13 protein-coding genes are annotated in these 14,394 nt (G+C 57.9%); 10 read left to right on the top strand and 3 right to left on the bottom strand.

Annotated features, from left to right (window positions below; all coding sequences use genetic code 11):
- Positions 1-18 precede the first annotated feature (18 nt).
- The 3 genes from ACR0AH_RS06585 to ACR0AH_RS06575 all read left to right on the top strand — a co-directional run bounded on the left by ACR0AH_RS06585 (position 19) and on the right by ACR0AH_RS06575 (position 3,680).
- Entirely contained in the window at positions 19-1,173 is a 1,155-nt protein-coding gene (locus tag ACR0AH_RS06585; RefSeq protein ID WP_480590972.1) for a phosphoserine transaminase, read from the top strand.
- Between the two features lie 58 nt (positions 1,174-1,231).
- The gene (serA, locus tag ACR0AH_RS06580) at positions 1,232-2,827 is read left to right on the top strand and encodes a phosphoglycerate dehydrogenase (RefSeq protein ID WP_480590970.1); all 1,596 of its coding nucleotides are present in this window, start codon (positions 1,232-1,234) and stop codon (positions 2,825-2,827) included.
- Positions 2,828-2,951: 124 nt separating this feature from the next.
- Positions 2,952-3,680: a metallophosphoesterase family protein gene (locus ACR0AH_RS06575; protein ID WP_170399105.1), complete on the top strand. Its 729-nt coding sequence runs from the start codon at positions 2,952-2,954 to the stop codon at positions 3,678-3,680.
- Between the two features lie 3 nt (positions 3,681-3,683).
- Here the strand turns inward: ACR0AH_RS06575 and ACR0AH_RS06570 are convergent, their stop codons facing one another.
- From ACR0AH_RS06570 to ACR0AH_RS06560, 3 genes are all read right to left on the bottom strand, one after another.
- Positions 3,684-5,201 (bottom strand): malonate--CoA ligase, encoded by a 1,518-nt coding sequence (locus ACR0AH_RS06570; protein WP_170732590.1) that lies wholly within the window; start codon positions 5,199-5,201, stop codon positions 3,684-3,686.
- Between the two features lie 78 nt (positions 5,202-5,279).
- Positions 5,280-5,984 (bottom strand): GntR family transcriptional regulator, encoded by a 705-nt coding sequence (locus ACR0AH_RS06565; protein ID WP_170732589.1) that lies wholly within the window; start codon positions 5,982-5,984, stop codon positions 5,280-5,282.
- A 6-nt stretch (positions 5,985-5,990) separates the two neighbouring features.
- The gene (locus ACR0AH_RS06560; RefSeq protein ID WP_170732588.1) at positions 5,991-7,346 is read right to left on the bottom strand and encodes a formimidoylglutamate deiminase; all 1,356 of its coding nucleotides are present in this window, start codon (positions 7,344-7,346) and stop codon (positions 5,991-5,993) included.
- Positions 7,347-7,427: 81 nt separating this feature from the next.
- On the opposite strand from ACR0AH_RS06560, the gene hutI reads away from it, so the two are divergent.
- The 7 genes from hutI to ACR0AH_RS06525 all read left to right on the top strand — a co-directional run bounded on the left by hutI (position 7,428) and on the right by ACR0AH_RS06525 (position 14,372).
- The gene (gene hutI / locus ACR0AH_RS06555; RefSeq protein ID WP_480590967.1) at positions 7,428-8,633 is read left to right on the top strand and encodes an imidazolonepropionase; all 1,206 of its coding nucleotides are present in this window, start codon (positions 7,428-7,430) and stop codon (positions 8,631-8,633) included.
- Complete coding sequence (gene hutH / locus ACR0AH_RS06550; protein ID WP_480590965.1) at positions 8,630-10,165, top strand: histidine ammonia-lyase; 1,536 nt, start codon at positions 8,630-8,632, stop codon at positions 10,163-10,165. Before hutI ends, hutH begins: the two co-directional genes overlap by 4 nt.
- Complete coding sequence (gene hutG, locus ACR0AH_RS06545; protein ID WP_480590963.1) at positions 10,165-10,956, top strand: N-formylglutamate deformylase; 792 nt, start codon at positions 10,165-10,167, stop codon at positions 10,954-10,956. Before hutH ends, hutG begins: the two co-directional genes overlap by 1 nt.
- A 1-nt stretch (position 10,957) precedes the next feature.
- On the top strand, positions 10,958-12,640 hold the full coding sequence (hutU, locus tag ACR0AH_RS06540) for a urocanate hydratase (protein ID WP_480590961.1): 1,683 nt from the start codon (positions 10,958-10,960) through the stop codon (positions 12,638-12,640).
- Positions 12,641-12,708: 68 nt separating this feature from the next.
- A complete protein-coding gene (serB, locus tag ACR0AH_RS06535; RefSeq protein ID WP_170399090.1) occupies positions 12,709-13,587 on the top strand; it encodes a phosphoserine phosphatase SerB in 879 nt (292 codons plus the stop codon).
- Between the two features lie 39 nt (positions 13,588-13,626).
- A complete protein-coding gene (locus ACR0AH_RS06530; protein ID WP_170732583.1) occupies positions 13,627-13,956 on the top strand; it encodes a metalloregulator ArsR/SmtB family transcription factor in 330 nt (109 codons plus the stop codon).
- A complete protein-coding gene (locus ACR0AH_RS06525; RefSeq protein WP_480590959.1) occupies positions 13,944-14,372 on the top strand; it encodes an SRPBCC family protein in 429 nt (142 codons plus the stop codon). The genes ACR0AH_RS06530 and ACR0AH_RS06525 overlap by 13 nt, the downstream gene beginning before the upstream one ends.
- Positions 14,373-14,394: the final 22 nt, after the last annotated feature.

Genomic DNA, 14,394 nt, shown 5'->3' with positions numbered 1-14,394 from the left:
TCTGGAAGGGTAATACACATGACTATCGAACAACCGGCGACGCGGCCGGCCAACCCGCGTTTTTCCTCGGGCCCCTGTGCCAAACCCCCCACATTTGATCTGACCAAACTGGCGGATGCCGCCTTGGGCCGCTCGCATCGGGCTGCGGTTGGCAAGGACAAGCTGAAGGCGGCCATTGAAGGCACGCGAGAGATTCTAGGCATTCCAGCGGATTATCGCATCGGCATTGTACCAGCTTCGGACACCGGTGCGGTTGAGATGGCGCTTTGGTCTTTGCTGGGTGAGCGCAAAGTTGAAATGCTGGCCTGGGAAAGCTTTGGCGCGGGTTGGGTGACTGATGTGGTCAAGCAACTGAAAATCGACGCTGAAGTGAAAACCGCCGAGTACGGGCAGATCATTGATCTCGCGTCCGTCGATTTCGCCAACGATGTGGTGTTCACATGGAACGGAACGACTTCGGGTGTGCGGGTCCCAGATGGCGACTGGATTGCTGATGATCGTCAGGGTCTGACGATCTGTGACGCGACATCCGCTGCGTTCGCGATGGACTTGCCATGGGACAAGTTGGATGTGACAACGTTCAGCTGGCAGAAGGTTCTAGGCGGAGAGGCGGCTCATGGGATGCTGATCCTGTCTCCGCGCGCGGTCGAGCGCTTGGAGAGTTACACCCCGTCATGGCCTTTGCCGAAGATCTTCCGCCTGACCAAAGGTGGCAAGCTGATTGATGGGATATTCACCGGCGCGACGATCAACACACCCTCAATGCTCGCGGTTGAGGATTACCTTTTCGCGTTGGATTGGGCGCGTTCAGTCGGAGGCTTGCAGGGGCTGATTGCTCGTGCGAATGCCAATGCTGGCGCGGTTCATGCGTTCTGCGACCAAAATGACTGGATCGCCAATCTGGCCGAAGACTCGACAACTCAATCAAATACGTCGGTCTGTCTGAAGTTCACCGATAAGCGCATTCAAGATGGTGCCGTTTTTGCCAAAGCCGTCGCCAAACGGCTTGAGGCCGAAAACATTGCGCTTGATATCGGTGCCTATCGCGACGCCCCTGCGGGTCTGCGCATCTGGTGCGGCGGCACGGTTGAGACATCAGATATCGAGGCGATGCTGCCCTGGCTTGCATGGGCTTTTGAAGCCGAGATTGCAGCGCAAACCGAAGCTGCCTGACCTTTTCTACCGGGCCGCATCCGGCCCGGACCTTCCACAATGTTCAAGGACCAAAAATATGGCTCCCAAAGTACTCGTCTCTGACAAGCTGAGCGAAACCGCCGTTCAAATCTTCCGCGACCGTGGCATCGACGTGGATTTCATGCCCGATCTGGGAAAGGACAAAGATAAGCTGGCCGAGGTGATCGGTCAGTATGACGGCCTCGCCATCCGTTCTGCCACCAAAGTCACGCCAACCATTCTGGAGAAGGCAGACAAGTTAAAAGTCATTGGTCGTGCCGGGATCGGCACCGACAATATCGACAAGGATGCGGCCTCGAAAAAAGGCGTGATCGTGATGAACACACCGTTCGGCAACATGATCACCACCGCCGAGCATGCCATCGCGATGATGTTTGCCGTGGCGCGGCAGATCCCCGAAGCCAGCACCTCGACCCATGCGGGTAAGTGGGAAAAGTCCAAGTTCATGGGGATTGAGCTGACCAACAAGACCCTGGGCGTGATCGGCGCGGGCAACATTGGTGGCATCGTATGCGAGCGTGCTTTGGGTCTGAAGATGAAGGTCGTCGCCTATGATCCCTACCTTGGCGAAGAGAAAGCCGCGCAGATGGGTGTGGAAAAGGTCGAACTGGACGAGCTTCTGGCCCGCGCTGACTTTATCACTCTGCACGTGCCGCTGACCGATCAGACGCGCAATATCCTCAGCCGTGAGAATCTGGCCAAGACCAGGAAAGGCGTACGCATTGTCAACTGCGCCCGTGGCGGTCTGGTCGACGAGGACGCGCTGGCCGAGGCGTTGCAATCGGGTCATGTCGCCGGTGCGGCCTTTGACGTGTTCAGTGAGGAACCGGCCAAGGAGAACGCCCTGTTCAACCTACCCAATGTGGTTTGCACACCGCACTTGGGTGCGGCCACGACTGAGGCGCAGGAGAACGTGGCGCTGCAAGTGGCCGAGCAGATCTCGAATTACCTGCTGACCGGAGCGGTCGAGAACGCACTGAACATGCCCAGTGTGACGGCAGAGGAGGCCAAGGTCATGGGGCCGTGGATCAAGCTGGCCGGGCATCTGGGCAGCTTCATTGGTCAGATGACGGATGAGCCGATCAAGGCAATCAACATCCTCTATGACGGTGTCGCTGCGAACATGAACCTGGCTGCGTTGAATTGTTCGGTCGTTGCCGGAATCATGAAGAAATTCAATCCCGAGGTGAACATGGTCTCGGCCCCGGTTGTCGCGAGAGAGCGTGGCATCCAGATATCGACGACCAATCAGGACAAATCCGGTGCGTTCGAAGGCTATATCAAGGTCACTGTGGTGACTGAAAAGCGTGAACGCTCAATCGGTGGCACGGTGTTCAGTGACGGCAAGCCGCGGTTTATTCAGATCAAGGGCATCAATATCGATGCCGAGATCGGGGCGCATATGCTCTATACGACTAACGAAGACGTGCCGGGCATCATTGGTGCTTTAGGACAGACCATGGGCGAGAACGATGTGAACATCGCGAACTTTACTCTTGGACGATCCGAAGCCGGCGGTGAGGCGATTGCGTTGCTTTATGTTGATGAACCGGTACCAGCTGAGGCGCGCGCCAAACTCGCCGAGACAGGTCTGTTTACTCAGATCAAACCGTTGGAGTTCGACGTGGCCTAACGGTCGCTGTTGAACTTCTGTGACAGATTGATGCCCGCGCTTGTCCAAAGCGTGGGCATCGCCTTTTCAAAGTGCTGATTTTGCGCCAGAAGTGCGGCAATCACCATTGCCCGAGGGGAAGCTGATGACCAATCCGATCTACGCAATTGGAGATTTGCACGGCCGCGTGGATGAGTTCGAGCGCTCCTTGGCGCTGATCGAACGCGATGGCGGCGCCGATGCCGAGATCGTGTATCTGGGCGATTACGTTGATCGGGGCCCCGACAGCCGGGGCGTTCTGGATAGGCTGATCGCTGGTCGCGATGCGGGCAAGCGGTGGATCACTCTGCTGGGCAACCATGACCGGATGTTTTCATGGTTCCTCGAAGATGTCCCACGTCACGACCCGCATATGTTGGTCGGGTATCATTGGCTGCACGAGCGGTTGGGTGGTGTCGAAACACTACAAAGCTATGGCGTGTTCTTCGATCAGCAGACACGGCTCGAGGATCTGCATGCAACAGCGCGGGGTGCGGTTCCCGATGCGCATCGGATATTTCTGCAAGGGCTCATCGCCATGCATCAAACGCGCGAGATTGCTTTTGTCCATGCGGGCATTCGGCCCGGTATTCCCCTGAGCGAACAACGGGAAAATGATCTGGTCTGGATCAGGCAAACCTTTCACAACCACCGAGGTCCGCATCCGAAACTGATTGTCCATGGGCATACGCCGGTGGATCAATCAACGCATTACGGCAATCGCATCAACCTGGATAGCGGCGCAGGGTATGGCCGTCCGGTTGGCGTTGCGGTGCTCGAAGGACAGGATTGCTGGTTGTTGACGGACAAGGGTCGCGTTGCGCTTTTGCCTTGAAGATCAGGTCTTGGTGAAAAGGTCTTTGCAGCGGTCACGTAGGATGTTCTTTTGCACCTTGCCCATTGTGTTGCGGGGGAGCTCGTCCAGCAGGATCAACTGGCGGGGATGTTTGAACCGGGCGAGCGCGTCCCGAACCGCACCCATGATGGCCTCGATATCTGGCGTATGACCGGGGGTAGGGACCAGAATGCCAACCGGGGTTTCTCCGAAATCCGGATGCGGGACGCCAATTACCGCGCTTTCCAGCACGCCGGGTTGTTCGTCTAGCAGCAGCTCGATCTCTTTGGGGTAGATATTATACCCGCCCGAGATGATCAGGTCTTTGCCACGCCCGACGATATGGACATAGCCATCTTCATCGATCCGCCCCAGATCACCGGTGATGAAGAACCCGTCTTCGCGCAGTTCTGCGGCGGTTTTGTCGGGCATTTGCCAGTAGCCCTGAAACACATTGGGACCGCGCACCTCGATGATGCCGATCTCACCATCTGCTAGGGTTTGACCTGTTTTGGGGTCTGTGACCTTCAGTTCAACATCCGGCAGGGGAAATCCGACCGTTCCGGCCCGGCGTTCGCCGTCATAGGGGTTAGAAGTGTTCATGTTCGTCTCGGTCATGCCATAGCGTTCCAGAATGCGATGACCTGTGCGGTCTTCAAATTGAACGTGGGTATCTGCCAGCAAAGGCGCTGAACCTGAGATGAACAGCCGCATATCCTGAGTCAGATCTTGGGCGAAGCGGTCGTCGCTTAGCAGGCGGGTGTAAAACGTCGGCACCCCCATCATCGCCGTTGCCTGTGGCATCAGGCGTAACATATCTTCCAGGTCGAACTTCGGCAGAAATATCATCGACCCGCCCGATGCGAGGACGACATTTGTCGCAACAAACAGTCCATGCGTGTGAAAGATCGGCAGCGCGTGCAACAGCACGTCATCATCTGTGAATCGCCATTCCTGCACAAGGGTCTCCGCGTTCGACAGCAGATTCGCCTGCGTCAGCATTGCCCCTTTCGAACGCCCCGTCGTGCCTGAAGTATATAGAAACGCAGCCAGATCATCTTCGGATCGGTGGGCCGGCTGAAAGGCCGGAAGCATGCCTAGGGCGCGTCGCATCAGGCTGCCTGAACCGTCGGCGTTCAGCGTTTCAAGCCGGGCATTGTTCTTTTGCACGATCTCGGCAAGCCCTGCCTCGTTTGCCTCATCGCACACCACTAGTGAAGCGCCGCTGTTTTCTATGAAATAGCTCAGCTCTAGCGTCGTATAGCCAGTGTTCAGCGGAAGAAAGATCAGCCCGGCTTGCGCGCAGGCAGCATAAAGCGCCAGTGCTTCGGCGGACTTCTCTACCTGCACAGCCACGCGATCACCCGGTTCCAGCTCAAGACCAGTCAGGGCGTTCGCCAGACGGGCCGCCGTGTCCAGAAACGCGGCATGGGTCAGAGTCTGACCATCCGGAAGGCGCAAAAATGGTGTATCCTTGCCTGCATGGATGCCCAGCAAACGATCATAAAGCGGGTTGCCCATCCCGATATCCTTTCCAGCAGACGCGCACATTCTGCGGCAAATCTGTCGTGGAATTGGGGAAGCGTAAAGCCCGGACAATCAGAACTCGGTCGTCATCCGATATCCGGCCGCAAAATACATCTTGGCAAACGTTACCGGCTGACCCTGCAGCCATGTGATACGCTCGGCCGTAAAAACGGGTTCACCCTCGGGAATGTCCAGAAAACCGGCCAAAGTGGTATCGGCGCGGCTGGCCAGAAAGGTCAACTCGACATTGGTGAACGGGACAGTTTGCACCAGCCAGTCATTGGGTCCGACGCTAGAGAAATCTGCCTGCGTGACCTGAGGTACGCTGTCTATCACGATCCAGCGGTCTTCGAACTGAAACGGCGAATTGCCGGAGAAATGCATGCATCGCACGTGCATCACACTTTGATCAGCACGTAGGGCCAACCGGGCCGCCAGCCAGTCTGGGGCGATCTGCGTTTCACATGACACAAGAGCGTAGCGATAGGTTCCGCCCGCCGCTTCGATTTCATCTCGGACCAGTGGAATTGTGAAGCGCGCCTGTCGCTGCGGTGCGCTAAGGACCCGGGTGCCTGCCTTTCGGCGCCGTTCAAGAAACCCTTCATCCGCCAGTTCCCGCAGTGCTCTGTTGACTGTGGTGCGGGTGCACGAAAACTCGACCGCTAATTCTTGCTCATTGGGAAGCAGAGCGTCGGGCTGCAACTCGCCCGAGCGGATGCGGCGCAGGACGGTTTGCTTAATGTCTTTGTAGCTGGTTGTGTCGCTGGTTTGGGTCATATCAGCTCAGATGTCTTCCAAAAGGTCATTTATCGCGGCACGATAATTGCTCAGGATCGCATCGCGGGCGATATGCCGCCCGCCGCGCACCTGATGTCGCCCGGCAGACCAAAGGTCGGTCACTGTTCCGTCAGGCGCGGCAAAGCTCAGGCCGTCAATCAATTGATCGTCGCGCAAAGTACACAGGGTGGGGTGACATCGATCGATCGCAACCAGATCGGCCAGATGACCTACTGCGATCTCTCCGGCGTCGCGCCCCAGCGCCTGTGCGCCACCGCGGGCGGCTCCGGTATACAGCGTTTGACCGACCGAGCCTTCGCCACGTACCAGCACAGTGCGGGCCTTGTCGCGCAGACGTTGAGAATACTCCAGCGTACGCAATTCCTCGGGCAGTGAAATGCGCACATTCGAGTCTGAACCGACACCAAAGGCACCGCCCTGCTCGTTGTAGACGGCACCATTGAAAATACCATCCCCCAGATTGGCCTCTGTGATCGGGCACAGACCGGCCACAGCCCCGGATCGGGCAAGAGCGCGGGTTTCATCGTCTGTCATATGAGTGGCATGGATCAGGCACCATCGTTCGTTCACATCCACGTTGCTCAGCAGCCAATCTACCGGTCGCTGACCCAGAGCGGCTTCTACATCCGTGACCTCCTTCTCTTGTTCAGAGATGTGGATGTGCACCGGGCCTCGTGGGGTAGCGTTCAGCACTTGCCGTAGATCATCAGGCGAGGTCGCACGCAGAGAGTGCGGCGCGATGCCAATCTGGCTGTCTGCATAAGGCATCAGCGGCTTACAGTCCTCGACAAGCTGCAGGAACCTTTCCACATCATTGCCGAACCGCAATTGACCACCGGTCAGAGGCTCTTGCGCGACGCCGCCATAGGTGTAGAGCACCGGTAGATGTGTCAATCCAATCCCGGTTTGGCTGACTGCCAAGAAGATGCGCTGACTCAGCTCAGACAACTGCGCATAAGGCGTGCCGCCGGGTTGGTGGTGGACGTAGTGGAATTCCCCGACCGCAGCATACCCGGCTTCCTGCATCTCCATATAGACCAATGCAGCAATGGACTCGATCTGTGCAGGAGTGAGGCGGTCCAGAAATCGGTACATCAAGGTACGCCAGGTCCAGAAGCTTTCGCGCCCTGCTACGCGCGTTTCGGTCATGCCCGCCATGGCGCGTTGAAAGGCATGGCTGTGCAGGTTCGCCAAAGCGGGCAGCAACACGTCGACCCGAGTGTCTTCGGGTTTTGGCTCGGTCCCTGATTTCAGCGCAGCGATCCGACCGTCCTCGATTTCGACTCGTAGGTTGTGCACCCACTCAGAGCCTAACAGGGCCGTTTTGGCATGAACCGTCATCGTAATTCCATTTTGTGTAGACTTTATATTTTTAGCCGTATACGAAAAAATCAAGCGCAGGGGGAGCCCAAAAGAATCGCCATGACGAAAAAAACTGTTCTTCGTAGCAAACATGTAGCCACCATGGGGGGCGACCAACACTATGGGATGATCGAGGATGGTGCGATTGCCATCGATGGGTCGGAAATCGTTTGGGTTGGCGCTCGGTCGGCAATGCCGCCGTCATATGCCGAGTGGCCGCAGAACGACTATGGTGACCGCTTGATCACGCCCGCTCTGATTGATGCTCATACTCATGTTGTGTTTGGCGGCAACCGCGCGGTTGAGTTCGAAATGCGCCTGAAGGGCGCGACCTACGAAGAAATTGCCCGCGCGGGTGGAGGCATCCTGTCGACCGTAAACGGCACGCGGGCAGCAACAGAAGAAGAGCTGCTTGCAGGCGCGCTTTCGCGCGTGGACGCATTGCTGGCCGAAGGTGTGTCCTGCATCGAGGTGAAGTCGGGTTATGGGCTCGATACCGAAACCGAACTGCGTATGTTGCGCGCGGCGCGCCGAATTGCGCGGGAGCGCCCTATTCGGGTCAACACCAGTTTTCTTGGCGCACATGCCGTTCCGCCAGAATATGCGGGTCGGGATGACGCCTATATTGACGAGGTCTGCATTCCGACACTGCGCGCGGCCCATGCCGAAGGGCTGGTGGACGCGGTGGATGGGTTCTGCGAAGGCATTGCATTTGATCCCACACAGATCGAACGGGTTTTTGTTGTCGCGCAAGAGCTTGGCCTACCGGTGAAGCTGCATGCTGAGCAACTTTCGAATCTAGGTGGGGCTAAGCTGGCGGCAGCTTACGGAGCGCTATCCGCTGATCATATCGAATATTTGGACGCCGACGGCGTTACCGCCATGGCTGGGGCCGGAACGGTCGCGGTCCTGCTGCCCGGCGCGTTTTATACGCTGCATGAAACGCAAGCTCCGCCGATTGAATTGTTGCGCCAGAAGAATGTTCCCATGGCACTGGCGACCGATTGCAATCCGGGGTCCTCACCCCTGACTTCTCTGCTGCTAACAATGAACATGGGGTGCACTTTGTTTCGCATGACGCCTGAGGAAGCATTGGCAGGTGTTACCCGCGTCGCGGCCCGTGCTTTGGGTCTGGATGATACCGGCGTGATCGCGCCCGGATTGCGCGCTGATCTGGCCGTCTGGGATGCTACTCACCCTGCAGAACTGTCCTATCGCATCGGTTTCAACCCTCTGCATAAACGTATTTTTGGAGGTCAGGAATGACACCTCTGTTGCTTGTCCCCGGTCAGGTTTCGCTGGATCAGCTTGCCCAGATCTACTGGACCGAAGCCGCCATTTCGCTGGACGCCGCCTGCCGACCCAAGGTTGAGGTCGCTGCTGCCCGCATTGCGCAGGCTGCCGAGGGGACCGAGCCCGTCTATGGCGTCAACACCGGCTTTGGCAAACTGGCGAGTCACAAGATTGCGGCCAAAGATACCTCAACCCTGCAGCGCAATCTGATCCTCAGCCATTGTTGCGGGGTGGGTCCGGCAGTGCCGCGTCGTCTGGCGCGGCTGATGATGTCACTGAAGTTGCTGTCATTCGGCCGAGGTGCTTCGGGTGTCCGCTGGGAACTTGTCGAATTGCTGCAACAGATGCTGGCGTGTGGTGTGACACCTGTGATCCCGGCACAGGGTTCAGTCGGCGCGTCTGGCGATCTTGCGCCACTGGCCCATATGACCGCTGTGGTGATCGGTGAGGGCGAGGCAGAGGTGAACGGTGTTGTTATGCCGGGTGCAGAGGCCCTGAAAACAGCTGGGCTAGAGCCGATTCAACTTGGTCCAAAGGAGGGCCTTGCGTTCATCAACGGGACGCAATTTTCGACTGCCTTTGCTCTGGCCGGATTGTTTGAAGGTTGGCGTTCAGCACAAAATGCGCTGGTGATTTCGGCGGCTTCAACTGATGCGATCATGGGATCCACCGCCCCTCTGCAACCCGAGATTCACGCGCTGCGCGGGCATCGTGGGCAGATCGAAGCGGCGGCGGCGATGCGGGCCACTCTGGAGGGCTCTGAGATCCGCGAAAGTCACCGTGATGGGGATACGCGAGTGCAGGATCCATATTGCATCCGCTGCCAACCACAGGTGACCGGCGCAGCGATGGATGTGATCCGGCAGGCGTCCGCAGCTCTTGTAACTGAGGCCAACGCGGCCACTGATAATCCGCTGGTTCTGACCGATCCGGATGCAATCGTCTCGGGCGGGAATTTCCACGCCGAGCCGGTAGGCTTTGCCGCCGATATGATTGCTTTGGCCCTGTCAGAGATCGGGGCGATCGCACAGCGTCGGATCGCATTAATGGTCGACCCGGCGCTTAGCTTTGATCTGCCGCCCTTCCTGACGCCCGAGCCGGGGCTGAACTCGGGTCTGATGATCGCCGAGGTCACGACGGCTGCGTTGATGAGCGAGAACAAACATCTGGCCAACCCATGTGTGACCGACAGCACACCTACATCGGCCAATCAGGAAGACCACGTCTCGATGGCGGCGCACGGGGCGCGGCGTTTAGGCCGGATGGTTGATAATTTGAACTATATTCTGGGGATCGAACTGCTCTGCGCCGCGCAAGGCATCGAATTCCGCGCACCTCTTGCGACCAGCAAAGCGCTGACCAGCGTGGTTGGGCGTTTGCGCGACGATATTCCGTCGCTAGGCGATGATCGCTATCTGGCACCCGAATTGGAAACCGCGAAGTCGCTGGTCGAAAGTGGAACTATACTGCAGGCAGCTGCAATGCCCATGCCGGAGCTGTCGTAATGCAGGTTTTCAGTGTTCAGCGTGGCGATGGGCCCATCGTGCTGGGACAGCCGCATGGCGGCACGCATGTACCCGACGACATTGCCGCGCAACTGAATGCGAATGGGCAGGCGCTGGCGGATACGGATTGGCATATCAATCAGCTCTACGATGGGCTCGTTGCCAACGCGACGGTCGTGCAATCCCATATCCACCGCTATGTCATTGACGCTAATCGAGACCCTGCGGGTGTATCATTGTATCCTGGGCAGAACACAACAACTCTGGTGCCGTTGACCGATTTTGACGGTCAGCCGATCTGGGCCGAGGGGCAGGAGCCCTCAATCGATGAGATCGAGGTACGTCGAACCGCCTACCACGCGCCCTACCACAACGCGCTTGAGCAAGAGCTTGAAAGGGCGCGGGCAATACACGGCGTTGCGATCTTGTTTGACTGCCACTCGATCCGCAGCAAGATTCCGTTCCTGTTTGAAGGCACCCTGCCGGATATGAACATCGGCACCGATGGTGGCGCGACCTGTGCCCCCGGCATTGAGGCCGCGGCCTATGAATTTTCGCATTCCTCCCCTTACAGCACCGTCCTGAACGGGCGATTCCGAGGGGGTTGGACGACCCGCCACTATGGCCGTCCTGATGAGGGCCAACACGCGATCCAGATGGAGCTGGCGCAATCTACCTATCTGTCCGCCGAAACCCCTCCGTGGGCGTTTGACGAGGCGAAAGCCAAGCGCCTGCGTCGCTGGTTGGTGGATATTCTCGACGCCATCCAAGACACTGCATTGGAGCTTTGACATGACCGATCCTCGCAAGAATACCCGCGATATCTATCCGCCCACCGGCCCCGAACTGAACGCAAAAAGCTGGGTGACCGAAGCGCCGTTGCGGATGATGATGAACAACCTGCATCCGGATGTGGCCGAAAACCCGCACGAGCTGGTGGTTTATGGCGGCATCGGTCGCGCGGCGCGGACATGGAACGATTTCGACCGGATCGTCGCAGGGCTGAAAGATCTGGAAGAGGATGAAACCCTGATCGTCCAGTCGGGCAAACCGGTGGCGATCATCCGCACCCATAAGGATGCGCCTCGGGTTCTGATCGCCAACTCAAACATCGTGCCTCATTGGGCCAATTGGGATCACTTCAACGAGCTCGATAAGAAGGGGCTGATGATGTACGGCCAGATGACGGCCGGTTCGTGGATCTATATCGGTACGCAGGGCATCGTACAGGGCACCTACGAAACCTTTGCCGAGGCTGGCCGTCAGCACTATGGCGGCGACTTGACTGGCAAGTGGATTCTGACCGGCGGTCTGGGCGGCATGGGTGGCGCACAGCCTCTGGCGGCAGTGTTCGCCGGGGCCAGTTGTTTGGCGGTCGAGTGCAATCCGGATTCTATCGATTTCCGCCTGCGCACCAAGTATCTGGACGAAAAAGCCGAGACTCTCGACGAAGCGCTTGAGATGATCGACCGCTGGACCAAGGCGGGCGAGGCGAAATCTGTGGGTCTGCTAGGCAATGCGGCTGAGGTGTTCCCCGAAATTTATGCGCGGATGCAGGCCGGTGGCATGCGCCCCGATATCGTCACTGACCAAACCAGCGCCCATGACCCGATCAATGGGTATCTGCCGATTGGCTGGAGCATGGCGCAGTGGAAGGACAAGCGCGAAACTGATCCTAAAGCGGTTGAAAAGGCCGCCCGTGCTTCGATGAAACAGCATGTCGCTGCAATGGTCGATTTCTGGGACGCGGGCGTTCCGACGCTGGATTACGGCAACAACATCCGTCAGGTGGCGCAGGATGAAGGCTTGGAGAATGCCTTTGCCTTCCCCGGCTTTGTGCCCGCCTATATCCGGCCGCTGTTCTGCAAGGGCATCGGCCCGTTCCGCTGGTGTGCATTGTCGGGTGACCCCGAGGATATCTACAAGACCGACGCCAAGATGAAGGAGCTGTTCCCTGAGAACGAGCATCTGCATCGTTGGCTGGATATGGCGCAGGAACGCATTGCGTTTCAGGGTCTGCCCGCACGTATATGCTGGATCGGCCTTGGAGATCGCCACCGCGCGGGGTTGGCCTTCAACGAAATGGTTGCCAATGGCGAGTTGAAAGCGCCTGTTGTCATTGGGCGTGATCATTTGGACTCGGGCTCGGTCGCCAGCCCGAACCGCGAGACCGAGGCGATGCTGGACGGCTCGGACGCAGTATCGGATTGGCCGCTGTTGAACGCTCTGATCAATACGGCCAGCGGTGCGACCTGGGTCTCGCTGCATCACGGCGGCGGCGTTGGTATGGGCTTCAGCCAGCACGCGGGTGTTGTGATCTGCGCCGATGGGACCGATGATGCCGCGCGGCGATTGGAGCGCGTTCTGTGGAACGACCCTGCCTCAGGCGTCTGGCGTCACGCAGATGCGGGGTATGAGATCGCGAAAGACTGCGCTCGCGAACATGGGCTGCGCCTGCCTGGTATTCTTGGTTAGATCAATCTGCCTCTGGTGAAAATGCTGCACCTGCGATATCCCGCAGGTGCGCTAATCGGAGGCCTGACATGTATGTAGCTACTCTGCTGACCAACCCTGCGGCCCCTTCTTTAGAGGCGACGCTGGTTGAGTCGTTGCGGAATGCATGGGGCGGGGGTGATGCGAACTGGCTGAGCCTCGATGAGGCGGCCGAGTTTTCCCTGCCAGAAATTCCCGACAATCGCTGGGACGTTTGGGGCGAGTTGCAAGAGATGGGCGTGGACCTGGTCGTGCAAAAAGCTGACGGTCGCCGGAAAAAGATGCTGCTGGCCGATATGGACAGCACCATGATCCAACAGGAATGCATCGATGAACTGGCTGATGAGGCTGGTGTCGGTGATCGGGTCAAGGATATCACCGCGCGTGCAATGAACGGCGAGCTGGATTTCGAAGGTGCACTGACTGAGCGTGTGGGCTTGTTGAAAGGGCTGGATGAAAGCGTGATCGGCAAGGTTCTGAATGAACGGATCACGCTGATGCCCGGCGGCAAGGCGTTACTTGCCACGATGCGCGCGAATGGGGTCTATGCAGCGCTGGTCTCGGGTGGGTTCACGGCTTTTACGGCTAAGGTCGCCGAAGAGCTTGGGTTTGATGAGAACCGGGCGAATACATTGCTGGCTGAGGATGGCAAGCTTACCGGCGACGTGAAGCGGCCCATTCTTGGGCGACAGGCCAAAATAGAGGCATTGGAGCAGATCACAACACGCCTAGGTATCTCCGAGGTTGATGTGATTGCCGTTGGCGATGGAGCGAATGATCTGGGAATGTTGGGTCGGGCGGGGACGGGTGTCGCGTTGCACGCCAAGCCTTCGGTCGCTGCCGAATGTGATGTCCGCATAAATCACGGCGATCTGACAGCGTTGTTGTATCTGCAGGGCTATGGCAGGTCAGAATTTCAAGGCCTCTAAGGGGTTTCCTTTAATTTAACTATTGTGTTAAATAAAGCCATGAATACGCTTCTGGTCACATTCTCCGCTTTGTCTGATGCCACTCGGTTCTCGATTGTCGAGCAACTGATGGACGAAGGCGAACTGCCCGTCGGTAATTTGATAGAAGGCAAGGGCATGTCAGGGGCCGCGATCTCGCGCCATTTGAAGGTTTTGCGCGAGGCCGGGTTGGTGCAGCAGCGGGTACACGGCACGCAACGGATGTATTCGGTGCAGCCCGAGGGGCTGCGCGCGATAGCCGAATGGACGATTTCGAAACGGCAGTTCTGGGAAAGCAGCCTCGACCGTTTGGAAGAGCTTATTGAAAGGGAAAATTCATGGCCGACCTGAAACTGGAACGAGATTTTCCCGTTAGTCCCGAGGTCCTGTTCGCATGGGTCAGCGATGGTGCGAAGCTTCTGCAGTGGTGGGGGCCCGAAGGGTTGCATGTACCGGAACATGATCTCGACTTTTCGCGCATTGGTCCGTGGTATTCGGTTATGCAGAATGGCGAGGGTCAGCAGTTCAAAGTCTCGGGTCACGTTACCCATATCGATCGACCAAAATCTGTTGGATTTACGTGGGCTTGGCATGACGATCAGGACCAGCGCGGTGCGGAAAGCCATGTGACCTTTTCGGTTACCGCGACCAACAGCGGATCACGGCTGGTGGTTGATCACAGTGAACTTGTCGATGCCGAATCGGCCACGAACCACAACGAAGGCTGGACATCGTCGCTGCGCAAACTCGAAGCACTTTGCAAATAGGTTTTCATCAGGGAGGAGCGAT

This window comes from Ruegeria sp. AM5 (assembly GCF_056540645.1).
Note: the sequence above shows the minus strand (reverse complement) of the source record. Positions and strands in the feature narration are given on the sequence as shown.

Excerpts from the sequence above, each read along its gene's own strand:
- ACR0AH_RS06585 (WP_480590972.1), top strand. The coding sequence starts at position 19 with ATGACTATCGAACAACCGGCGACGCGGCCGGCCAACCCGCGTTTTTCC.
- serA (WP_480590970.1), top strand. The coding sequence starts at position 1,232 with ATGGCTCCCAAAGTACTCGTCTCTGACAAGCTGAGCGAAACCGCCGTT.
- serB (WP_170399090.1), top strand. The coding sequence starts at position 12,709 with ATGTATGTAGCTACTCTGCTGACCAACCCTGCGGCCCCTTCTTTAGAG.
- ACR0AH_RS06575 (WP_170399105.1), top strand. The coding sequence starts at position 2,952 with ATGACCAATCCGATCTACGCAATTGGAGATTTGCACGGCCGCGTGGAT.
- ACR0AH_RS06530 (WP_170732583.1), top strand. The coding sequence starts at position 13,627 with ATGAATACGCTTCTGGTCACATTCTCCGCTTTGTCTGATGCCACTCGG.
- ACR0AH_RS06525 (WP_480590959.1), top strand. The coding sequence starts at position 13,944 with ATGGCCGACCTGAAACTGGAACGAGATTTTCCCGTTAGTCCCGAGGTC.
- hutI (WP_480590967.1), top strand. The coding sequence starts at position 7,428 with ATGACGAAAAAAACTGTTCTTCGTAGCAAACATGTAGCCACCATGGGG.
- hutG (WP_480590963.1), top strand. The coding sequence starts at position 10,165 with ATGCAGGTTTTCAGTGTTCAGCGTGGCGATGGGCCCATCGTGCTGGGA.
- hutH (WP_480590965.1), top strand. The coding sequence starts at position 8,630 with ATGACACCTCTGTTGCTTGTCCCCGGTCAGGTTTCGCTGGATCAGCTT.
- ACR0AH_RS06560 (WP_170732588.1), bottom strand. The coding sequence starts at position 7,346 with ATGACGGTTCATGCCAAAACGGCCCTGTTAGGCTCTGAGTGGGTGCAC.
- hutU (WP_480590961.1), top strand. The coding sequence starts at position 10,958 with ATGACCGATCCTCGCAAGAATACCCGCGATATCTATCCGCCCACCGGC.
- ACR0AH_RS06570 (WP_170732590.1), bottom strand. The coding sequence starts at position 5,201 with ATGGGCAACCCGCTTTATGATCGTTTGCTGGGCATCCATGCAGGCAAG.
- ACR0AH_RS06565 (WP_170732589.1), bottom strand. The coding sequence starts at position 5,984 with ATGACCCAAACCAGCGACACAACCAGCTACAAAGACATTAAGCAAACC.